Annotated in this window: 21 protein-coding genes and 1 pseudogene; 6 read left to right on the top strand and 16 right to left on the bottom strand. The window is 42.7% G+C overall.

Annotated elements, in window-relative coordinates:
• Window positions 1-100: 100 nt before the first annotated feature.
• The 6 genes from OIU26_RS18300 to OIU26_RS18275 all read right to left on the bottom strand — a co-directional run bounded on the left by OIU26_RS18300 (window position 101) and on the right by OIU26_RS18275 (window position 7324).
• A complete protein-coding gene (locus OIU26_RS18300) occupies window positions 101-3211 on the bottom strand; it encodes an efflux RND transporter permease subunit (RefSeq protein ID WP_264217603.1) in 3111 nt (1036 codons plus the stop codon).
• The gene (locus tag OIU26_RS18295; protein WP_264217602.1) at window positions 3208-4629 is read right to left on the bottom strand and encodes an efflux RND transporter periplasmic adaptor subunit; all 1422 of its coding nucleotides are present in this window, start codon (window positions 4627-4629) and stop codon (window positions 3208-3210) included. Before OIU26_RS18295 ends, OIU26_RS18300 begins: the two co-directional genes overlap by 4 nt.
• Window positions 4630-4802: 173 nt before the next feature.
• Window positions 4803-5453, bottom strand: coding sequence for a response regulator (locus OIU26_RS18290; RefSeq protein ID WP_025674660.1), 651 nt, complete (start codon window positions 5451-5453; stop codon window positions 4803-4805).
• Window positions 5450-6688 carry a sensor histidine kinase gene (locus OIU26_RS18285; protein WP_264217601.1) on the bottom strand — a complete coding sequence of 413 codons (1239 nt, stop codon included), beginning with the start codon at window positions 6686-6688 and terminating at the stop codon, window positions 5450-5452. Before OIU26_RS18285 ends, OIU26_RS18290 begins: the two co-directional genes overlap by 4 nt.
• A gap of 251 nt (window positions 6689-6939) precedes the next feature.
• Entirely contained in the window at window positions 6940-7110 is a 171-nt protein-coding gene (locus tag OIU26_RS18280) for a hypothetical protein (RefSeq protein ID WP_013373210.1), read from the bottom strand.
• A 19-nt stretch (window positions 7111-7129) separates the two neighbouring features.
• Window positions 7130-7324 carry an H-type small acid-soluble spore protein gene (locus tag OIU26_RS18275; protein WP_264217600.1) on the bottom strand — a complete coding sequence of 65 codons (195 nt, stop codon included), beginning with the start codon at window positions 7322-7324 and terminating at the stop codon, window positions 7130-7132.
• Between the two features lie 230 nt (window positions 7325-7554).
• Between OIU26_RS18275 and OIU26_RS18270 the strand changes: the two genes are divergently transcribed.
• Window positions 7555-8754: a macrolide family glycosyltransferase gene (locus OIU26_RS18270; protein ID WP_264217599.1), complete on the top strand. Its 1200-nt coding sequence runs from the start codon at window positions 7555-7557 to the stop codon at window positions 8752-8754.
• A gap of 76 nt (window positions 8755-8830) precedes the next feature.
• On the opposite strand, the gene OIU26_RS18265 is transcribed toward OIU26_RS18270, so the two are convergent.
• From OIU26_RS18265 to OIU26_RS18235, 7 genes are all read right to left on the bottom strand, one after another.
• Window positions 8831-10246 carry a glycoside hydrolase family 32 protein gene (locus OIU26_RS18265; RefSeq protein ID WP_264217598.1) on the bottom strand — a complete coding sequence of 472 codons (1416 nt, stop codon included), beginning with the start codon at window positions 10244-10246 and terminating at the stop codon, window positions 8831-8833.
• An 83-nt stretch (window positions 10247-10329) separates the two neighbouring features.
• Window positions 10330-11157 carry a carbohydrate ABC transporter permease gene (locus OIU26_RS18260; protein WP_040102804.1) on the bottom strand — a complete coding sequence of 276 codons (828 nt, stop codon included), beginning with the start codon at window positions 11155-11157 and terminating at the stop codon, window positions 10330-10332.
• Window positions 11157-12041, bottom strand: coding sequence for a carbohydrate ABC transporter permease (locus tag OIU26_RS18255; RefSeq protein ID WP_013373216.1), 885 nt, complete (start codon window positions 12039-12041; stop codon window positions 11157-11159). The genes OIU26_RS18260 and OIU26_RS18255 overlap by 1 nt, the downstream gene beginning before the upstream one ends.
• Window positions 12042-12102: 61 nt before the next feature.
• The gene (locus tag OIU26_RS18250; protein ID WP_264217597.1) at window positions 12103-13428 is read right to left on the bottom strand and encodes an ABC transporter substrate-binding protein; all 1326 of its coding nucleotides are present in this window, start codon (window positions 13426-13428) and stop codon (window positions 12103-12105) included.
• A 165-nt stretch (window positions 13429-13593) separates the two neighbouring features.
• Window positions 13594-14598 carry a LacI family DNA-binding transcriptional regulator gene (locus OIU26_RS18245; RefSeq protein ID WP_081275952.1) on the bottom strand — a complete coding sequence of 335 codons (1005 nt, stop codon included), beginning with the start codon at window positions 14596-14598 and terminating at the stop codon, window positions 13594-13596.
• A gap of 192 nt (window positions 14599-14790) precedes the next feature.
• Entirely contained in the window at window positions 14791-14955 is a 165-nt protein-coding gene (locus tag OIU26_RS18240) for a hypothetical protein (RefSeq protein ID WP_264217596.1), read from the bottom strand.
• Window positions 14949-15587, bottom strand: a complete 639-nt coding sequence (locus tag OIU26_RS18235; RefSeq protein WP_013373220.1) for a glycoside hydrolase family 11 protein — start codon at window positions 15585-15587, stop codon at window positions 14949-14951. Before OIU26_RS18235 ends, OIU26_RS18240 begins: the two co-directional genes overlap by 7 nt.
• A gap of 362 nt (window positions 15588-15949) precedes the next feature.
• Between OIU26_RS18235 and OIU26_RS18230 the strand changes: the two genes are divergently transcribed.
• Complete coding sequence (locus OIU26_RS18230) at window positions 15950-16543, top strand: methyltransferase domain-containing protein (protein ID WP_264217595.1); 594 nt, start codon at window positions 15950-15952, stop codon at window positions 16541-16543.
• Window positions 16518-16844: a response regulator gene (locus OIU26_RS18225; protein WP_264217594.1), complete on the top strand. Its 327-nt coding sequence runs from the start codon at window positions 16518-16520 to the stop codon at window positions 16842-16844. Before OIU26_RS18230 ends, OIU26_RS18225 begins: the two co-directional genes overlap by 26 nt.
• Window positions 16845-16951: 107 nt before the next feature.
• On the opposite strand, the gene OIU26_RS18220 is transcribed toward OIU26_RS18225, so the two are convergent.
• From OIU26_RS18220 to OIU26_RS18210, 3 genes are read right to left on the bottom strand one after another with little or no spacing between them, the layout of a single operon-like run.
• The gene (locus OIU26_RS18220) at window positions 16952-17644 is read right to left on the bottom strand and encodes a polysaccharide deacetylase family protein (RefSeq protein ID WP_264217593.1); all 693 of its coding nucleotides are present in this window, start codon (window positions 17642-17644) and stop codon (window positions 16952-16954) included.
• A gap of 14 nt (window positions 17645-17658) precedes the next feature.
• Entirely contained in the window at window positions 17659-18846 is a 1188-nt protein-coding gene (locus OIU26_RS18215; protein ID WP_264217592.1) for an MGDG synthase family glycosyltransferase, read from the bottom strand.
• Between the two features lie 39 nt (window positions 18847-18885).
• Window positions 18886-19341 (bottom strand): VTT domain-containing protein, encoded by a 456-nt coding sequence (locus tag OIU26_RS18210; protein ID WP_264217591.1) that lies wholly within the window; start codon window positions 19339-19341, stop codon window positions 18886-18888.
• 345 nt (window positions 19342-19686) lie between these two features.
• Between OIU26_RS18210 and OIU26_RS18205 the strand changes: the two genes are divergently transcribed.
• From OIU26_RS18205 to OIU26_RS18195, 3 genes and pseudogenes are all read left to right on the top strand, one after another.
• Entirely contained in the window at window positions 19687-20253 is a 567-nt protein-coding gene (locus OIU26_RS18205) for a methyltransferase domain-containing protein (RefSeq protein WP_264217590.1), read from the top strand.
• 72 nt (window positions 20254-20325) lie between these two features.
• Complete coding sequence (locus OIU26_RS18200; protein ID WP_058712592.1) at window positions 20326-21006, top strand: response regulator transcription factor; 681 nt, start codon at window positions 20326-20328, stop codon at window positions 21004-21006.
• A pseudogene (locus OIU26_RS18195) lies at window positions 20999-22095 on the top strand (sensor histidine kinase). Before OIU26_RS18200 ends, OIU26_RS18195 begins: the two are co-directional and overlap by 8 nt.
• Window positions 22096-22417 lie beyond the last annotated feature (322 nt).

Here is a 22417-nt window from a genome sequence, read left to right as displayed (position 1 = left end):
GACTATGTCAACAAATAAAAAGATCGTACATAAAGACATTCGCCTCATGTACGATCCGTATTCTAAAGGAAGATTGAAGTATATTCTTTTCTGTATTTACCTACAACGTCAATGAGCTATCGGTATTTATAGACTTTTCCTGCTTCTGCTTCCGCTTCAGTTTCAGATGAGCTACGACCATATACAGAGTCGGAACAACAAACAAGGTTAAAATGGTCGAAAAGATCAGTCCAAAGATAATGGTCGTTGCCAACGGTTTAAAGAGGATTTCCCCTATTGTGGCAATAGGGATCATACCAACAATCGCAGTTAGCGAAGTAAGCAAGATCGGACGGAAACGGGCAGAACATGCCATAAGAATTGCGTCTGTCAGTTCGGCTCCTTCACGCCGCGCATCTTCAATAAACTCTATCAACACAATACCGTTGCGCACGACGATACCGGCCAGGGAAATGATCCCCATAATACTCATGAATCCAATGGGCATGCCTGAAATAAAGCTTCCAAGAATTCCGCCTGCCGCTGCCAGATACACAGTGGTCATAATAATGAGCGGTGTGGAGACGGAGTAAAACTGCATCGTGATCAGGAGCAGGATGAGAAATACAACAATAATAGCTAACTTGCCCAAATCTGTAAAAATGTCAGATTGCGCGGATGTTTCTCCGCCCATCTCCCAGGTATAGCCTGGTTCAAACTGTGTATGGGTTAGTTTACTACGGATGTCATTAGTGAGTTCTGTAGCTGTACGCCCATTTGCATTGGCTGAGATCGTTACTGTCCGCTCCAAATCATAGCGGTGGATTTGCTGAATGGAAAAGTCCGGTTTCATCGTGACTAACTGGGATAAGGGAATTTGCTCTTTGGCTGCATTGGTTACACTTAATTGCTGGAACAATACTTCAGGATCATCGTTTGGTTTATTCATGTATATGTTTATATCCAGCAATTCTTTCCCTGTATCAAAATCCGTTACATTGACCCCGTCACCCATTAACAGCAGCGTACGCGTCAAATTGGAATAGGTAACCCGATATTTATCCAAGGCTTGTTGATTGACTTGGAAATTCAGATTATAGCTTTGCATCCCCATGTTATCGGTCACATCTACAGCTCCGGGGGTCGCCGCAACCATTTCTTTGACTTTAGCTGTCATGCTTTGCAGTTTATCAATGTCTTCTCCCTTCATACGGATAGACACCGCACTGCCGACCGGGATACCTAATTGAGGAACCCGAATGCTGATCAATGCAGATGGATATTTGGCTTGCAACGTATGAGTCCAGCTATCCACTGTTTTCTGGAGATCGAATAGCCCCTCTTTTCCAACGACAGCAAGTTGACCGTTGACCGCTCCCCCGGAGCCGTGACCGCCTGCAACATCGCTGTACATCTGAGGCGCTCCTCCACCCGCCGTTGCCGACAGCCGCTCTGTTTCTGGTTGTTTTTTGACCCACATCCCAATCTCGTTAATTACCCGATTGGTTGCCTGTAACGATGTTCCTTCCGGCATCGTTACGCTGATCGTGGCATCCGCCTGGTCGGATTCTGGGAATAATTGAATGGGAACAACCGCAAGTAATCCATAAGCTGCCGTACCAATCATAAGACCAATCAGCGCTGTTAAAAGCGGGCGTTGCAGTATTCTTGGCATCCAGTTTTTAGAGTACACATTGGATAAAGACTGGATTTGATGACCTAGAAGCCCAGGCGGCTTAACTGTTGGGTTACTCTGTTTCCCTTTACGGCGTTGATCATACCATTGGCGGAAAATAGGAATAATCGTTAGCGACATAATCATCGAAGCCAGCATCGTTAACGAAATAACGGTAGGGATCGGTTTAATAAAGTCTCCGATATTACCCGGCAGGAATAACAGCGGAGCATATGCTGCAACCGTAGCTAGCGTAGCTGTAATAATCGATAAGGATACCTCTCTGGTTCCTTTAATAGCTGCCTCCGTAGCATTTTCCCCAAATTCAGAGCGTCGGCGTTCAATGTTGTCATTGACCACAACGGCATCATCAACCAATATCCCTAGCACGATGATGAGTCCGATGACTGAAATTTGATTCAGCGTAGTTCCTGTCATGGGCAAGAAAATAAAGCCGATGGCGATGGAAACAGGAATGGCCAACGCTACAAATGCAGAAGTTAGCAAATTCAAACCTAAAGTACATATCACAATGACCGATATAATAGCAATAGTCATCTCTTTGGTCAGATTTCCAAATATTTCACTCACTCGATCATTTTGTGCAAAAAGCAGTTCAAAATGTACATTCTTCGGCAAACTGCTCGCAAGTTCATTAATTTTGGCTGTTGTTGCTTTGGATACCGTTGGCACATCTGTTCCTATATCTCCGCTTACACTGATCGAAATAGCAGGCTTGGTATTCACATACGTATAACTAGCTGCTTTTTTAAAAACAAGTGAGGCAGTACCTATATCCTTCAGAGATATCGGAAATCCATCGTCATTGCTTGAAATCTGGACGTTATTTAGAATCGATGGATCCGTTGAGGCATTCACCGTCAGCTGATAAGTACGCTCATTGAAATCCATACTTCCTGTAGGCACTCTGTCATTCTCATCCTTGATCGCTTGAACAACCTGCTCCCAGGAGATGTTATATTGTTGCATCTTTTGCGTGTCTAAGCTAACTCGTACCTCTTGCTCAGGTATTCCTTGAATATTAACCTGCGAAATACCGGGGACTGTTTTTAATTGATCTTTCCATTTGTTCATTAATTCATTTAATGAGTATAAATCCTCAACCTTATCAGAGGTGATCGCATATGAACCAATGAAAGAGCTAGTCATGCTATCATTGATCATAGGCTGCATCGCATCGTCTGGAAGCTCGGATTGTGCATCCTGCACCTTTGTACGAAGATCAGCCCATACTTTTGTCGGGTCCGCATCACTTAAAGCTTCTATGATAATACTGGATTGGCCTTTCGATGAAGTAGAGGAAATCGTTTTGACACCTTGTACAGCTTTAATTTTCTGTTCCATGACCTTAGTAATGGTTTGCTCGATTCTTTCAGGTGAGGCACCCGGATAGATGGTTGTAACACTGGCTGACATAGGAATAACATCAGGCTGCTCCTGTTTGGGCAACGATGTAAAATTAAAGAGCCCTAGCAGTATGCACATACCAAAGAAAATGAGCGTAATTTTCTGTTTTTTAACGATATATTTAATCATTCGGATGACTCCTCCGATTTCCCAAGCACATCATTCCCAATTAAATCGCCATTAAACAAGGTTCCTGCTCCTTGTGTAACAATTTGATCGCCTGCCTGTAGTCCGGAGAGAACTTCGAATTGATTATTCGTTACTTTCCCCACTTTAATTGTGGTTTTAACGGCCTTACCATTCACAGCTTTAAAAATATAAGGGTCACTTCCCGTGCTAATCACGGATTCTACAGGCACTAACAGGGCTTCCGCTTGATTCACACTTTTAGATGCGCTGATGACTTGTCCAGGTTTCCAATCCAGTTCAGGATTAGGAATGCTAACTTCCACATTAATACTGCCCGTTTTGGTATTCGTGGATGGATAGATCTGAGTAACAGTCCCTGTTCTAATTTCATCATAGAGAGAAATATTTACTTTTTGGTTTTTCTTCCATGATAAGATTTCGCTATCCGGTACGGGAAGAAGTACTTTTAAGGTCTTGATATTCCCGACAATGAATGCCTCACTTCCACTGGAGCCCAGTTGACCATCAGACACCTTTTTTTCAATGACTACGCCAGCGATCGGGGAGGTTAAAGTAGCTTTTTTAAGTGACAAGGATGACTGTTCATAAGCAGCCAATGCATCCTCGTAGGTAGCCTGCGCCTGAGCTTTACTGGCTAGCCCTTGCTGCTTCGTAGCCATAGCTGTCTCCAGCCCTGCTCTGGCCTGCTCTACACCAGCTGAAGCCTGGGCACGTTGTTCCTGTGAGGCTCCCGCAAGCAAGAGAGACAACTGCTCTTGTGCGTCACTTAAACTTTTTTGTGCATTCGTTAATTCCAGCTGTGCATTCTCATTTTCCGACAATGATGCTGCACCTGCCTGGAACAGACTTTGCGTCCGTGCGGCATCCGCTTTTTTCTTATTGTAAGCATTGGTGGCTGCAGTAACCGCATTTTGTGACTGTGCAATTTCCTGCTTTTTGGCGCCATTGTTCAGTTCCTGCAATTTCGATTGGGCCGCATCGACTTGGGATTGTGAACTATGAATACCCGCCTGTGCCGATTGAACAGAAGCCTCCGCTTGGCTAAGACCAGCTTTTGCCTTTTCCATGGTTGCCTTGGCCCGATCCAGCTGCAGCTGGTAGACAGATGTATCTAACTTCGCAAGGACGCTCCCTTTTTCTACGGAGTCCCCTACCTCAACCATAGTGTTCAATATACGTCCATCCGCTTCAAAGGAAACACTAGCTTCATTACTTGCCTGCAATGTTCCCGCCAGATTAAAATCATTGGCCAAAGGTTTCATTACAAGCTTCTCTACTTTTACCGGATGACTTGCTTGTGTTACAGAGTTCTCCGTTGCACTGGAGCAACCGGAAGCTACTATAGCTAATGCAATCCCCGTAATCATGATCCTGATTCCTTTTTTCTTCAACTTCATGTCATCCTCCCTGATTCTCTCTTCTAAAGGTGCTATCAGCAACCCGTGGGTCATGTAAACTTTTTTCATTTCTTTTTTCATGTTATAACAATGAACACACAAAAAAATCGTACAAAGGGGCAAGCACCTTATGTACGACTGGGCAATGAAAAACATCTATTCAGTTAACATCTCTAAAGCTGTAAAATCCCACGTTCCAACGAAACAGCAACGGCTTCAGATCTGGAATCAACACCAAGCTTATTATAAATATTCGTTAAATGCGCTTTGACGGTACGCTCGGAAATCCCCATATCAAATGCTATTTCCTTGCTTTTAAAACCGTGTGCAACAGACTTTAATATATGCCTTTCCTTATCCGTAAGAACTAAGCTGCTCTCGCGGGATTCTAGCTTGGCTTCTTTCTTATTCGTTGCAGCGAACACCCTTGCTGTTATTTCTGGCTGAAGCAACGTTTCACCCCTTAGCGCTGACTCAATCGTGCGAAACAGGTTTTCCCGGCTGGTATCTTTCAATAAATATCCTTTTGCCCCCAAAGAAAGTCCCTTAATCATTAAATCATCTTCGTTATAGGTAGTCAGGATAATGACAGGTGTTTCATTTTGTTTTTCTCTGAGGGCTTTCATTGTTTCCAAACCACTCATTTGTGGCATATATAAATCTAGCAATATGACATCCGGTTGAAGCTCCTCGATCAGTTTAAGAGCAGTTGCACCTTCTCCGGCCTCACCAATAACTTCATAGCTGTCATTGGTCTCTAACACCAGCTTTAACCCTTCTCTAACGACCCAATGATCGTCGACGATTAAAATCTTGTATTTCATGATAGGTCTCCTTTAGTAAGAGGCGCCTCTATTTTTATAGCTGTACCTGCTTGCAATATACTGTTGATATTTATGTTTCCACCCAGCATCCGTACACGTTCATGGATCCCTATTATTCCGTAATGTCCTGTTTGCTTGGCAATAATATTCGTATCAAATCCTTTTCCATCATCACGAATCTCAATTTTAATCTTGCCTTCGTTATCTAAGATATTAATCCATACGGTATTCGCGTGTGAATGCTTGGCTACATTGGTTAAACATTCGCTTATAATAAACAATCCATGCTCGAACAGCAGTCTAGGAACTGAAGCTTTAATTTTGATGTTGCGTATGACACGAATGCTCGTAGCCATTGTAAATCGCTGTATTTCTTCCTCCACTGCTTCTGCAAAATCAACTTCCGAGATCGTTTTCGAACGCAGATTGTCTATGGCTCGCCTTGAATCAGACAATGTCCTTCGCACTTGTGACATCGATTGTTGGACAATCTCCTGAGCTCTTTGCGTACTTCCTTTAGTCAGATGGGCATCAATGGCCTCAAGTTGCATGATTAGCCCAGCAAGCCCTTGAGCCAGCGTATCATGCAGATCACGGGCCATGCGTTGCCGTTCGTTAGCAATTGTAAGTTCTTCCACCTTTTGATGTGCGATTTCAAGCTCTTTCAGAACATTTTGTGTGCGGATTCGTGCCTTGACTTGTTTGAGAAAAAGAACCGCATAAGCAACTATAACAACGACAATTAGAAAAAATAGCGGGATGAACAACACAAATTGCCTGCCATCATTGTGCCAGACCACAGCCACACAAAAAATTACGTAGGAGATCAAAAATACAAGAATGACCTTCAGCGGCTTATAATAAATACCTATACTCTGACCCACCAAAACGGGCATTAACCCAACCAGTACAATGGAGAAGCTTTCAGGTAGAAGAAATGCACTTGCAAAGATCAAGCCCCCTTGTACAACAAAATAAAGCCATGAAAAATATTTTGCCACTCTATGGGCATGCAAGTACAAGAGGATATGCAATATGATGATTACAGTGAATAAGAAACTTTGTAGCAGATTTAGACCACTGGACAAATGTTGAAGAATGACAGACTCACTATAAATTATAAAAATCCATATTATGGTTAATACTTTCGAAATGTCCTTGGTCTCAACTTCACCTTCACTTCCACTTATTTCTGAATCTAGATTTTGAACCTGTTCATTATATTCATCGTTCATAATTCCCTCCTACAATTCTGAATTCGGCTTTTCAACATATTAGAGACAATGCCACTATGAGCAGCTGGTCCATTTCGTTTGAACAAAAATCATTTATATATCATTTTACAAAAAAACGAAAGAAAAAAAACGTACACATGGGCAGCTTCACTTGTACGTTTGGGCATGGAGTGCTTTTTGTTCGATACCATCCATTATGGCGTCATATAAAAAGCACGCAGCAGGTTATCCTGTGCGCGCTTGACCACTCTCTATTCTTCTTCCAACTCATCTGGTACATCATATTTATTGATATGTGAAGTCATTGCTGCAACAGCTTCGCTGGCATCCGTGGTGGCCGGTACTTCTCTGACCACATCATCCGTCTGATCCCGAAAATTCAAACGATCTGCCTCGATCTCTTTCTGTTGATTCGGTTTCATTTTTCATGTCGCTCCTTTCTTATTCAAGGGTCTGATCTCGTTCTGTTAACGCGTACAAAGGCACTTCCCGTTCCTCTTCCGGGTTGTTCAGCGCATAGATCTGTGCCGTCTCACGCTGTTCATTCACATGCTGAATATAGATAGGTAACCCATCGCACAACACATTCGCCATAATGGAAGAGGACGCTATTTCTTGTGCTCTTTGAACATTCATTTAGAAAAAACCTCCCTTGCTAAATAGCGTTCGTCTTTACTATGCACGAGGTAAATATTTGTTATACACATTTCATGTTAACAAGCCCTTGTCCTTATTGTTTAGAAGTGTGTTGGCGAATTTTTATGAAAGGATATCATTTGAAAAAATAAATATTATTGTTATTATGGATTGAGAGATTCAGTTAAAACTGCATCTTAAATGAAAGAGAAGGAAAGGAGTAAGGATAGATGTTAAATGTATTAATGGTTAATTTTCCGGCAGAAGGACATGTAAACCCCACGCTTGGGATCACGCAAGCCTTTGCAGCACGAGGGGACCAGGTTCATTACATTACAACTGAGAAATACAAGAATAGACTCGAAGCAGTTGGAGCGAAGGTTCACCTGCATCCTGATCTGGTCAGGACTGCTTCCATTGATACCAACACTCCGGCAGGACTGAACGCATTTATGAATATTCATATCCAGACTTCGATGGACATCTTAGCCATCATCCAGGAGCTGTCCGAGCGTATTCAATTTGACTTGGTGTTCTATGATCGATTCGGAGCTGGTGAATTAGTAAGAGATTATTTGAATATTCCAGGCATTTCTTCATCCCCATCTTTTCTCATTTCAAATCATCTGATGGCTGCCAATCTCTTCCGCTCCGACGCTAAAGTACCGTTTCAGCCTGATGAACAAGTCACGTCTTCACTGCATCTCATGAAAGAAAGGTTCGGTGTTGCTCCCAAAGATCTGGTTCAATTTATGAACAATTCAGGAGCTTTGAATGTCGTATATACGAGCAGATATTTTCAACCGAATGGTGAACAATTTGGGGATGAGCATCTTTTTATTGGTCCCAGCTTTCCGGAGCGTAAAGGAGAAAATTCATTCCCGCTGGACAGACTACAGGATAAAAAGGTTTTGTATATTTCGATGGGAACTGTTCTGGACCATACTGAAGACTTTTTTAACACCTGCATTGAGGCTTTTTCCGATTTTGAAGGCATCGTCGTGATTGCAGCTGGCGAGAAAGCTGACTTTACGAAAATTAACCCGGCCCCTGAGCACTTTATTATCTCGTCTTATGTTCCTCAATTGGAGGTATTACGTCATTCAGATGTATTTATTACTCATGGTGGAATGAATAGTGTGAATGAAGGAATTCACTTTAATGTACCCTTGGTCGTGCTGCCTCAGGATAAGGATCAGCCCATGGTCGCACAGCGGTTAACGGAACTTCAAGCTGGCTATCGAATTACTAAGGATCAAATCAATATACAAACGTTAAGAGATGGCGTACATGAGGTAGTGTCAAACGCAGCGTATAAAGAGGGCGTACAAAAAATTAATGAAAGCTTCCAGCAATCCGGCGGTACCAAAGAAGCTCTCGCAAAAATTGATGCTTATCTTGATGCTTATCTGCAACATAAGCGCGCCTAAAATCACACGAGCAAAATGGCCACAAAAAAACAGGAATCTGACCATCCACGGTCAGGTTCCTGTTTGTGGTGCGATTCTATGCGAGGATATCCCACTTCTGGAACGAGACAATCGTACATTTTCCGCTCGCAAACGCATGAATACCTGTTGATTCCATTCCGGGATACACTCTTCCGGTGAGAACATATTCACCGTCGCCGATGAATATTTCCACAGAGCTCTTATCGACGAAGATCCGCAGCTCTAGACGTCCCTCTTGTAAGCCTAAGGGCACTCTTCTCTCTCCGCCCGGTCCGATACCGGCATGCTCACGGTTAAAACGGAACAGACCGTCATCGGGACGATACGAGAGTACAGTCTCCTCTTCGCCGCCCACCCGCAGCTTCAAGCCGAATTCATCAGTGTTACCAGCCTCGAACTCAAATACCGCCTTCAGTTCGTAGCTATCTCCGAACGTCTCCATGATCTGCTCGCCTGTCAGCAAGATATCCCGCTGTTCGAACAGATTGGATCGGTAATTTTCCACCTCTTCAAGCGGACGGAACAGCAATCTGTCGTGGTCGATCACCGCTTGTCGCGGAAGACTCATCGCACCAGCCCAGTGGTGTCCCTGCTGGGTTGGCATCTCCGACTCCCACATATCCATCCATCCGATGATGATACGCCGCCCTTTATCGTCCAAGGTTGACTGCGGGGCATAGAAATCGAATCCGTGATCTACCGGAGCATACTGCTCTGCCGTAAATGTTCCAGCCTCCGCATTGAAGTCACCTATACCGTACATGGTGGAATGCAGATTACGGTATGCTTCTCCCTGAGCAGGCATGCGCTGTGGAGACAGCATGAATACGTGCCGATCGCCAAGCGGGAACAAATCCGGACACTCCCAATTATCGCCGAAGCGTCCGTCGCTCACAGCCAGCACATTGACATACGTCCAGTTTCTCAGGTCTTCAGACCGGTAAAGCAGTACAAGCCCGTTCCCTTGGGCATCATTAGAGCCAAGAACGACGTAGTATTGATCTTCGTGCCTGAATACCTTAGGATCACGAAAATCTTTGCGGCTGACCGTGTTCGGTATGGCGTCATATCCGATGACCGGGTTGCCCTCCCACTTTTCAAATGTCACCCCGTCTTCCGATACTGCAATCCCCTGTGACTGCTTGTAATCCTGATCCTTGTCAGGCCCGGTTACAACATGTCCGGTATACATCAGGACAAGCTTCCCGTCCTGCTCAACCGCACTGCCGGAGAAGCAGCCGTCCCGGTCGAACTCACCGTCCGGAGCCAAAGCGACCGGCAGATAGTCCCACTTCATAAGATCGCGGCTGACTGCGTGTCCCCAGTGCATCGGTCCCCACACCGATTTATACGGGTAATGTTGATAGAACAAGTGATACTGCCCGTTATATTGAATGAAACCGTTCGGGTCATTCATCCAGCCAAATTCAGCCATTAAATGGTAGTTCAGCCGATAATCCGGCCGCAGCATATGCCTGGATTGGGAAATAAATTGATCTGCATTCTCTCTCGTATATACTCTAGTATGTTTGATAAGGCATCCTACTCCTACAGTTATTTAATCGAACCTTGCATAACACCCTGAATAATGTACTTTTGGGCGAACAAATAGATGATAATGATCGGAAATATCGTCAGTACCAAACTTGCCATCAATGGACCATAATCCACTGTATAGGTTCCATAAAAGTTGTACGTGGACAACGGAAGTGTCCTCTGCTCAGGATCGACCAGAATGAGGGAAGGCAGCAGAAAATCATTCCAGATCCACAGTACATTGAGAATGGAAATAGTGGCCGTCGTGGGCATCAATACCGGAAAGACGATCCTGAAGAATGTCTGAATCCGTGTGCAGCCGTCAATTAGCGCCGCTTCCTCCAGTTCCTTCGGAATACTCTTTACGAATCCATGATAAATGAAAACAGCCAGCGAGCTGCCAAAACCGATATACATGTAAATCAGCGACCACTTGCTGTTCAGTAGATCAAGTGAGCCGTAAATTTTCACCAATGGAATCATGATGGCCTGGAATGGGATGATCATGGAAGCTACCATCAGCATAAATGTATATTGGTTGAACTTGGTGTTGTTTCTGACAAAATAATGAGCCGTCATCGCCGCGAACAGTGAGATGAACAAGACACTTAACACTGTTATAACCAATGAGTTGGTGAAGGCAGCGAAATAATTCATTTTATCGAATGCATTCGTATAGTTGGCCATATTGAAGCTCTCTGGAAGCGATAACGGATTCGAGGTAATGGCCATGTTTTCCTTGAACGAATTGATCAGCAGAAAGACGAACGGTACGATGAACAATATGAGTATCACTGTCAGCACAATGAATTTGATCATGGAGGAAGCGATTTTTTTGCTTGCCATTACGCCTCCACCTCCAACTTCTTACTAAAATAAACCTGAAGCAGAGTGATGAGAGCAACCATCAGGAACAGCACGAATGCTTCTGCCTGTCCCACACCATAATCACGGGAAAGGAATGCCTTTTCATACACATGCATCGACACCATTTGAGTACTACTGAACGGTCCGCCTTTCGTGAGCGCGAGGTTGACGTCATAGACCATAAACCCACGTTGCAGGGACAAAAATATACATACGATGAAAGAAGGAACCATCAAGGGCAGCACCATTTTTCGCAGTCTGGTCCAGCTGTTCGCCCCATCAATACTTGCAGCCTCCATAATATCATTCGGCACACCCGTCAATCCTGCAATATAAATGACCATCATGTAACCCGCGTTCTGCCATACGGTTACAATCACAAGTGTCCAGAACGCTTTGTCAGGATCAGCCAGCCAAGTCGTGCTGAGCGCCTGAATGTCGGCATGTTGTCCCAAATAGACAAGCACGTTGTTGAAGATAAACTGCCATATAAAACCGAGTACAATGCCGCCGACAAGGTTGGGCAGGAAAAATCCTGCCCGGAAAATGCTCTGTCCTTTTAACCCTTTAGTCAGCACATAAGCCAGCATAAAAGCGATAACATTGATAAGAACAACGGTATAAAATACATATTTGAGCGTCAAGGCGAACGATTTCCAAAACTCAATATCCCGAAAAACGGCCAGATAGTTTTGGATGCCAACCAGCGATAGTGTCGTGGAAATACCATCCCAGTTTGTGAACGTCAAATAAATGCCGTACAAGAATGGAATGATCATTACCGTTATGAAGGCAAACAAGGTTGGCCCGGTGAACAGCAGCCGTGTCCGTAGCCGGTTCCATACTCCTTTTTCCGCAATCATGGTGATCCCTCTCTTTGTTTCGGATTTCTCTCTCTATTTCCGGGTAATTTGACAATAAGCCTTATTTTACGGTTTTCCAGTAGTCTTCGATTTCCTTAGCCAGTGTTGCGCGATCGCCCTGTTTCGCCAGATATTTTTGCATGGAAGATCCTAGCTTAGACCAGTGGTCGGCAGGCAGCAAGCTCATCGACTGCTCTGACTTGCCTTTTGCAATATAATCCTGAATGGACTTGCCAAGTGGATCGGCCGCAGGCAGTGTAATATTTTTGAACGCCGGGATAATGTTCGCTTTGTTTACGAGGAAATCCTGACCTTTCCCATCATAAACGATCCAGTTCAGGAACTTCTTCGCTGCCTCTTGTTGTTCCGGCGTACTCTTCTCCTTGTCAATGACAATACGTTTGGAAACAGCAGATGAAATCTCCTGATTGCCATAGTCATCGGCATTGTTGCTGATGGGTACAGGCAAGAAACCATATTCTTTGTTAGCTGTATCAAAACCGCTGATTTGCGGCCATGCCCAGTTGCCCATGAACCAAATGCCAACTTCGCCTTTGCCGAGCAGCTCCGGTCCACGCTCATAAGCTCCTGCCAGCGGAGAAGCCTGATCGATATTGTATTTCATCATGACGTCGAATGTATCCATAAGTCCGTTAAATACTGGATTGGTAGCCAAGTTAGCCTGGCCCGCTTTCAGTGATGCTATGAATTTGTCCACTTCAGCCATGTCCTTGTTCTGACCTGCATAAGCAAGTGGCAAATAATGAGCGCCTAGGGACCAGTCCATTGGTGAAATCACCAATGCTTTCTTCCCGGATGCCTCGATTTGCTGAAACAGCTTTTCAAGGTCATTTCGGGTTTTAATTGTAGTGGGATCGAAGTTTCCACCTACCGCTTTATCAACAACCGCCTTGTTATAGATGAATCCGTAGCCTTCAACAGCCAGCGGAAACGCGTAATTTTTACCGTCAACCGTCGTAGCGGTGGTAGCGTTTTCAACAGTGTCCTTATTCCACTTCTCTCCGCTTAAGTCGAGGATACGGTCCTTGAATTTCTCCACATCACCTGTATCTAGCATGGTCATGGTTGGCGGGTTCCCGGATGCATACAATGCAGAGGCACGCTCAAAAGGCGAGCCACCGGTCGGAACCGGCTGGATTTCAACAGTGATGCCGGGATTGTCTTTCTGGAACGCCTTAGCGGCATCCTCCAGCTGTGAAAGGATTTCACCTTTGGAGTTCAAAAGTGTAACTTTCACATTTCCCGCATCCGCTGATCCCCCTCCAGAAGCCGAATTACCTTCTCCTCCGGAGCCGCCGCATGCAGACACCACCATAACCAAAAGAAGCAGCATTACCATCCATTGAACTCTTTTGAATTTCCTCACTGTTGTCATCCCCCTATTTCTATAATGGCTGCTGTACACCTAAATAAAACGCTTACAAACGGATTATATGTCAAAGATTCAACTTATGTCAATCGTTTGACATGTTAATCCTTTAACATTTACTAAAAAAAAATCTGTTCCCCTTGTTAAAGGAACAGATTTCATTCAAGTCGTTGCACGCTCAATCAATTCAACAGGCAGCAGATTGACAGGCTGTACCTGCTCGCCCTCTGCCTGCTTACGAATCAGCTCGACCGCCAGCCTGCCGATCTCTGCAATCGGCTGTCTTACCGATGTAAGTTCAGGCGTCAGCCAGGAAGCAGCGCTTACGTCATCAAAGCCTACAATACGCACATTCTCCGGCACATGCCGTCCGGCGCGGATATATTCTTTCAATGCAAAAGCGGCAATAATATCGCTTGTAGCAAACACCCCATCCACATCCGGATGTTCATGAACGAGTTTGGAGATCATTCGCTCGTACTCCTTTTGGTCGAACACATTCAAGTCCGTTTGAACGATCACATGCTCGATACTATGCCGGTCCACAACATCTTTGAATGCTTTAGTCCGCTCATTGGACAGCATGTTCAGCTCCAGATTTCCACATATATGTGCAATTTTCCGGCACCCTTTGCGAATGAGCAGCTCCGTGGCCAGCTCGCCTCCGCGATAATTGTCCGAAGATATGTACGGAATATACGGGTCAATCTGCCTGTCAAATGTCACAATCGGTGAATTCAAATGTCGGTACTCTTCTACCTCCAGGGTATGACTCCCCATAATGATGCCGTCTACCCGGTTTCGTTTCAACATATCGATATACACTTTTTCCTTCACGGGATCCATATGTGAATTGCAGAGTAGAACCTTGCACCCCTGCTGATAGGCGTAGTACTCCACCTGATTAGCAAGCTCACTAAAGAAAGGATGCGAGACATTGGGAATAATAAGACCGATAATATTGGACTGCTTGCGTAGCAGGGATCGTGCTATTTCATTCGGTTGATAATTAAGCTCTTCCATTGCATCGAACACTTTTTTGCGTGTAGTTTCGCTGATATAGCCCCGGTTATTCATTACACGGGATACTGTAGTGACCGACACGCCCGCTTTTAACGCCACATCGTGAATTGTTGCCATATGAACCTCTTCCCGAACAAAATACATACATATAAACTATACCCTCTCCTCACCATTTCGACAACCTTGGGTATTATGTTAACCCATACATAAAACAGCGACAGCCGTAGACGAGAACTCGTCCTCAACTGTCGCTGTTTCATTAACTACCGTATCCCTTTAGTCTCCGTAACAATCCCCAGCATCATTCTCTTATATTGCCAGACATATCGCAAATTCCTAACTCGTTGGGTTTTCGTATACAGTTTCCAGATAAGTATTTGTCTCCGGCTTTATTTCCTTGTTTATGTTGTAATACGGTTTTAAGCCCTCATCCTGCTTTCCCCGTGAAGAAATGCCAATCGCTCCCGTTCGTTGAACAGTTTGCAGTTGAGTGGTTACCACACCGTTACGTTAGAGCTCCCACTACTCTGATATCCTTCTGTTGCTAACACCTGGTAAGACCAGTTGTTCCCCAGATGCATTCCTTTGCTCGCCCATGCCTTCACGTGATTGCTGAAAGTGATCGTGGAGTTGCCCCCGGTCGGTCTCTTCGTCTGTCGAACACTCCAGTACTGAATAAACGTCGTTTTTTGGCCTTCAATGGAAGGTGCGTCGTATCGCATTGTTGTGTAGATGTCATATGTGCCCCCATCACTGGTCACTGTACCTTTATACGTTCCGGTAGGTCGATAAGTACCCCAGCTATCAACGACGTAATATTCGATGAGTGCGTTTCTCGTCCACCCGTAGAGAGCCAAATATCCATTACCGGAAGGCGCCCAGACACCGGCATTGTAGTTAATCGTTCTGTTGGGCGATCCAGTAGTCCAGCCTTTGCCGACAACAAAATTCCCGGTATCCTTCCATGTTACGCTGTAATTACCGCCTGATCCATTAACAGCATTGACCGTCCCGCCGCCATCGGTCCAATTTTGCCAGTAGTCTGTCGCTGCACTTGAGGTTGTTGCAAACACTCCAAAACTCATGGAAGCTGCAAGAACTACCGTTAACATTTTCTTACTAAACTTAAACATACTTTACCTCCTACAACTTTTATATTTGCATTCTACACCTGCTTGTCGGTCGATTCTCTGTTGCAGTGCATCACTCATGTGAACCATATTCCGTGTTTTCTTACTTTCACCTCCTTTATATGTAAAATTATATAATAATAGTGATGACACAACCACTTAGCAAATTAAATATTAAACTTTACTATGTTTAGATTTCCCTGAGTTTTATAGAGCCCATCGAGGGTTTATTTCGAACTCGAACTAGTCTACATATCTTCAGATTTTCTTTAGATATATCCTCGTAAAATCCTTAGATTTTTTCGTTACTATTTTTATATTGAATCAATAAAGCAGGAAAAAAATAAATCACGGGGGAAAAACAGTTGAATTTCAATGAATATCTACTTTTTTTGCAAGGATTCCTCACAAATCCACAACGAGTGGGAAGCCTTATACCTAGCTCTCGATTTCTGGCAGCTAAAGTAGTTGAGTCTGTACCCTGGGATGAGGTAAAGGCAGTCGCAGAGCTTGGATCAGGTACAGGTGCTATCACACGTTTCATGAAGACACAATTAACTGGATCAACAAAAGTGTTATTGTTCGAAAGAGATAGGAAAATGAGAGAGAATCTGAAGACAAAATACCCGGATTTCGCGTGTCATTCAAATGCTTGCCAATTAGTTAAAAAATTAAATCAAGATGACATCGGCCAGTTGGACTGTATTATTAGCGCATTACCATTTTTTAATTTTACGAGTGAAATGCGAGGGAATTTACTTAATCAGATTATTCAGGCACTAAAACCAGGAGGAATCTTTATCGCTTTTCAGTACTCACTCCAAATGAAAAAAAAATTTGCCGAAAACTTAACTATTGAAAAAATTGAGTTGGTGCCCTTCAATTTCCCTCCAGCTTTTGTATATATCTGCCGCAAAAAAGGGGTGCCATGTAATGGACTCAATACTTGTTGTAGCTGACGATTCAGAGATCCAAGACATTTTTCACGCATATTTGCGCAATGAGGGATACTTTGTCGTAGAAGTTACAGATGGTCTGGAAGCGCTAGACCTAGTGAAATCAATCTCTTTCGAACTGGTCATTCTAGATGATAGGATGCTACGAACGGATAGTATCCAAGCATGCATTAAAATATGGGAATTGTTTAACACCCCCATGATCCTTATCAAAGATCTTGTTCTGGATAAGACTAAATATTCCGTTATACTGAAAGACCCCCTAACGCAAGAACAAGAAAATAAACTCTTCGGTCTTATATAAATGATGTATAAATAAAAAAGCTTAAGCCCGGACAAAGTGCGCTCCTGGCTTAAGTTTTATCTTAGAACCTTCTAATTCAAATTTCCCCGAACCCATATTTAACTTGTTCATCGATCAGCTTCCACTCTATGAAAGGAATACCCTGTATATAATGCTTCAGTGATAAATTCATTTAGTGCCTCCAACATATATGCAGGTGCCCCCCTGTCTGCTCCGAAGGTTTGCCCACTATCATGAAGAACAATAACAGCTCCACCCTTTAGCTTGGACAGCAGCCTTTGCTTAATTTTTTGTTTGCCGCCGGAGCCTTTCCAGTCACCTACAATAACAGACCAAAGAATCATACGAAATTTCTTCATCAAAAAAAAGTCAAATAGGTTGATAACCCCCCATGGGGGGCGATAGTAGAAAGTTTTTTCTCCAATAATACGATCAATAACCTTGGCCGTTTTGTTAACCTGCTCGCGGACCCTCTTAGGACTCATCAAAGCATTTGACCAATGCACGTAATTGTGGATCCCAACAAGATGTCCCTCATTGTGCATTCGTTGGATTAGATCGGGATATTTCTCTGCTTTTCGACCAAGGACAAAAAAGGTCCCCTTTATGTTGTGCTTCTTTAATAAATCAAGCAAAAGAGGCGTATATTCTGGGTCTGGACCGTCATCAAAAGTCAAGGCAATGGGCTGGTCGCCTGTTCCTTTTTTATAAACCCCTATTCCAAATAGTCGAACCATAAGGGTCGGAATAATCGTGTAAACGAGTAATACACTGATGATAATTATTAATGTCTGCTCCATGGTCCTGCTCCTTTTTAACAGTAAGGAATCAATACTTGCCTGTCTTCTAGGAGCATATATTTAGTCTTCATTTCAAAGGTTGCAAAAATAACTTCTAAGGATGCAAACGCGGACTCTTTAGGATGGAACCGTTTAGTATTTTCTTTCATACCCTGAAGAAGTTTTGTATCATCTAGTAATTGCGACAGACGCTCTGTTAGACCCCGAGATGTCTCTGCATGAATGGCTACCCCAGAACGAACTAAAAATTCGGCATTATCCTGTTCTTGACCAGGGATTGGCTTACAAAGTAGCATCGGCAGTTCCATAGCAATCGCCTCAAAAGTCGTGACTCCTCCAGGTTTGGTAATCATAAGATCAGATACAGCCATTAACTCATGAACATCATGAATATAACCTGTTAAATAGATGCGATGTTTGGAACTTTTCAGCTTCTCACTCAATTCCATTCGAAGTTTTCCATTATGCCCACACACAATGATGAATTGTGCAGGTTGTGGCAATTGATCAAGTTCCTGAACAGTAGAGCTTCCATCGCCAATCATGCCGCCCCCTCCTCCCATCACAAGTACAGTAGGCATATGAGGATCTAAACCATACTTCTTGGCTGTTTCCTCTCTTTCCATAGACTGAGAAAATTGCGGACGAATGGGGATTCCAGTATCCGCAATCCGCACCTCTTCAACGCCTAGTTGAATCAAAGAATCACGAACAATTGTGGACCCAACGATATATTGATCGGTATAAGGATAAATCCATGAGCTATGATCGGTATGATCGGTAATGGTAGTAACAGTAGGAATATCGATTAAACCATATGATTTCAGCTTCGACATCACGCCTGCTGCCAAAGGGAATGTACTTACTACAATAGCAGGTTGTACTTTACTAATTAATTTCATCATTCGTCCGATTCCTGTAGAGAAAACAGTCTTTATGATATGGGATAGAGCGTTTTGTCTTCGTGTTTTCTGATATAGATATCCATACACCTGAGGGAATGTTTTTACGGCTTGCAGATAAACAAATCGACTCAAATGATTCACATAGGGATGAATCCATTCCATAAAATCAATAACGACAGGTTCCATATGAGGAAATCGAATTTGCATTGCATCTTGTAGGGCTTGGGCTACTTGAATATGGCCATCTCCATAATTTCCGGTAAGAATCAATATTTTTTCTTTGTTTACTTTTTTCATTGATTACAGTTCTCCTTTATATCGTTTCAAAAAATCGCTTCATGCAGTAAAGATCAACTTGAACCACTTCGTTATGATAAAAGTGCCAACGGCTATTATTAGGGTAGCCACGGCTAATTTAGGATCGATTATATCTAGCAAATGTAATATATGATGTCCAAAGAACTTGCCAAAAGCAAAGAACGTAGTGGTCCAAACAAACGCGCCCGAATACGAAATCAAAGCAAACTTCTTGTACGAGACACCGTTTAGACCAACAAATACAGGCAGAATATACCGAACAACTGGAATTAACATTCCAAGACACATTGCAGTATCTCCGTGTTGTTCAAAAAGTTTCTCTGCTTTCCGGAAATGACGGTTGTTTTGAAACCTTGGTTTGAATTTTTCTCCAAAGACTTTGCCCGCAAAATAAGCAAATGTAATTGCTATAAACAAACCAGCGAGAATAACCATATATACAATCCACGGGTTTAAAACTCCGTTGTTACTCAAAATTCCACCTGTTAGTATGGTTAACTCATTAGGAACGGGGATCCCGAATGGACCTAGGCAGAAGGCTAGGAAAAAAACAAATATCCATAATGATCGACTAGCTGTAAGACGATATCGCTAATCATGTTCTAACCTCCTCGTTATGTCGATGAGAGTATATTAGTATAAAAATCTTAGGAGATTATAGGGATATTTCTAAAGAAATTCTGAAGTATGGAATGAATGACCTAGACTTTGAGCCTTCCATAGATGAATTCTTTAGATTTTCTTTAGAAATATACTCATAAATTCCTTAGTTTTTTTCATTATGATTTGTGTACATAAACCGTAATGGAGGATAATCAGTTGAAACTCAATGGAAATCTTTTATTTTTGCGGAGCTTTATTCACAGTCCGAAAAATGTGGGAAGTGTTATACCAAGCTCCCGGTTTCTGGCGACCAAAATGGTTAAACAAGCGCCTTGGAACGAGGTTAAGGCAGTCGCAGAGCTCGGTTCGGGTACTGGTGCCATCACACGTTTTATCAACACCCAGGTAAGTGAGGCAACGAAAGTGTTATTATTTGAGATGGATGAGACGATGAGGGATAATTTACAGACAGAATATCCAGACTTCTCCTGTCATTCGAACGCTTCACGCTTAGTAGAAGCGATGAAACAAGAGAATATTCAACAGTTGGATTGTATTTTTAGCGGGCTACCTTTTTTTAATTTTGAGCGAGAATTGAGAGATACCTTGGTTGGACAAATTTATAAAGCACTCAAACCTGGAGGCTTATTTATCGCCTTTCAATATTCGCTTCAAATGAAAAAGCAGCTTTCCGAAAGATTTATCATCGAAAAAATTAATTGGGTGCCTCTCAATATCCCTCCTGCTTTCGTTTACGTCTGTCGCAAAAAGGAAACCATGTAGATGTTGATGACACTTTAATTAGGCACCTTAAATACCCTAATTCTACCAAGTCAAAAAAAAGGAGCATCGGTAATGAATACAATCCTTGTTGTGGATGATGATTCCGAGATTCGAGATGTTATTCATGTATATCTACGCAATGAAGGATACCAGGTGATTGAAGCGGCTGACGGGGAGGAAGCTCTGAATGCTATAAAGACAACATCAATTCATCTGGTTATTCTAGACGTCATGATGCCACGAATGGACGGGATCAAAGCATGTCTTAAAATAAGGGAAATCTCGAATATTCCGATTATCATGCTGTCAGCCAAAGAAGAAGATATTGATAAAATCAATGGGCTGACTACCGGGGCCGATGACTACATGATCAAACCGTTTAATCCGTTAGAATTGCTTGCTCGCGTAAAAGCACAGCTCCGGCGTCAATCATTAATAGGAAAAGAAGAATTTAATTCCCTTATTCTTATTAAAGACCTGGTGATTGATAAGAGTAAACATTCGGTAAAGTTAAAGGGGAATGAAATTTCGCTGACTCCTCTAGAGTTTTCTATCCTGATCTTACTTGCCAGCCACCCTGGACAGGTTTTTAGTTCAGAGCACATTTACGAAAATGTATGGAAAGCGCCATACGGGTTCTCTGACAATACGGTGATGGTTCATATTCGTAATTTACGAGAAAAATTAGAGCAATTCCCAAGAGATCCACAATATATTAAAACAGTGTGGGGAGTTGGCTACAAAATTGAATGAACATATACAAAAGCCAAAACGAAAAAAACGCATCCAGGTCAACATTTTATTTAGAATGGTGCTGAGCTTTATTATCGCCACTGCTATAAATAATATTCTCATTCTACTTTTCTTGAAAATTAGCAGTGTTATGGAATGGCATTGGTTTCGCAATTTTTTTCCTTATCTTCTTACCCCCTTGTTTATGGTAACGTTTATTTTCACTTTTTTAGTTTTGACACGACGAATTGTAAGAGACTTAATTACATTGGAGCAAGGGCTTCAGATTATTTCCGAAGGCAATCTAAATTATCGGGTACCTGTTGTTCGACAAGATGAACTTGGACGGGTTGCGCTCAACATCAACCGAATGACAGAACGTTTAGAGCAACAGATTGTAAGAGAACGTGAAATAGAAAAATCCAAGATGGAGCTGATCACTGGTATTTCACATGACTTGCGTACGCCTCTGACCAGCATTATTGGCTATATCGAGCTGTTAAGAACAGAATCCTATCAAGATAAAGATGAATATACGCGCTTTGTTCAGAACACTTATAACAAAGCGATTCATTTGAAGAAGTTGCTAGATGACTTGTTTGAATATACACGGCTCACTTCAGCCGATACCCACTTAAATCTGAGAAAAATCAATTTATTCCAACTTTTGGATCAATTGCTATTCGAGTTCGAACCCATTGCTCAGGAAAACGGTATATATATCTTGAAGGAAATCGGTGACTCCCCGATCATTACCTCCGTTGACAGCGATAAAATGGCCAGAGCAATCGATAATCTTCTTATGAACGCCTTAAAGTATTCCTTAAAGCCGGGAGGCATTTGCATTCGACTAAAAACGACTCCTGAGCAAATTACGATTGAGATCGAAAACAAAGGAACTCCTCTCACGCAAGATCAAAAAGAGAAGCTGTTTGACCGTTTTTATAAAGTTGACCATTCAAGAAGCAGCGAAGGTATCCAAACAGGAGCAGGACTGGGGCTTTCCATAGCAAGAAATATTGCTGAGTTACATCAAGGCACCTTAACACTCATACCAATAACACCTTTATATTTCAGCTGAACTTGCCTATAGATAGAAGCTCCAGTTAATAAGCGATAAAAAGCATGAAAATTATAATCCAGCATTATAAAAAACCGGCTATCCTAAACTAGGATAACCGGTTTTTAAAACTCAGGAACTAACTATAATGTAATTGAATATTAATTGTCAGGTGATAAACACGAAAAATAAAAGTCTGAAACGACCACAAATTACCATAAAAAGAAGGTTGGAAACTTGTACTATTACGATAATATAATTTCATAACCATTTCCTCAATATACTGAATGTCGCATATAACGTGCTTAAATGATCAATTTTCTTTTTCAAAGAATTATCTCTAATAATCTGTCCATCTTTAGTCCATTGTCC

The sequence above is a fragment of the Paenibacillus sp. BT-177 genome (assembly GCF_025846815.2).
GTDB classification, from domain to species: domain Bacteria; phylum Bacillota; class Bacilli; order Paenibacillales; family Paenibacillaceae; genus Paenibacillus; species Paenibacillus polymyxa_C.
The sequence above is the reverse complement of the archived record's forward strand: the minus strand, read 5'-3'. Positions and strand labels throughout refer to the sequence as shown.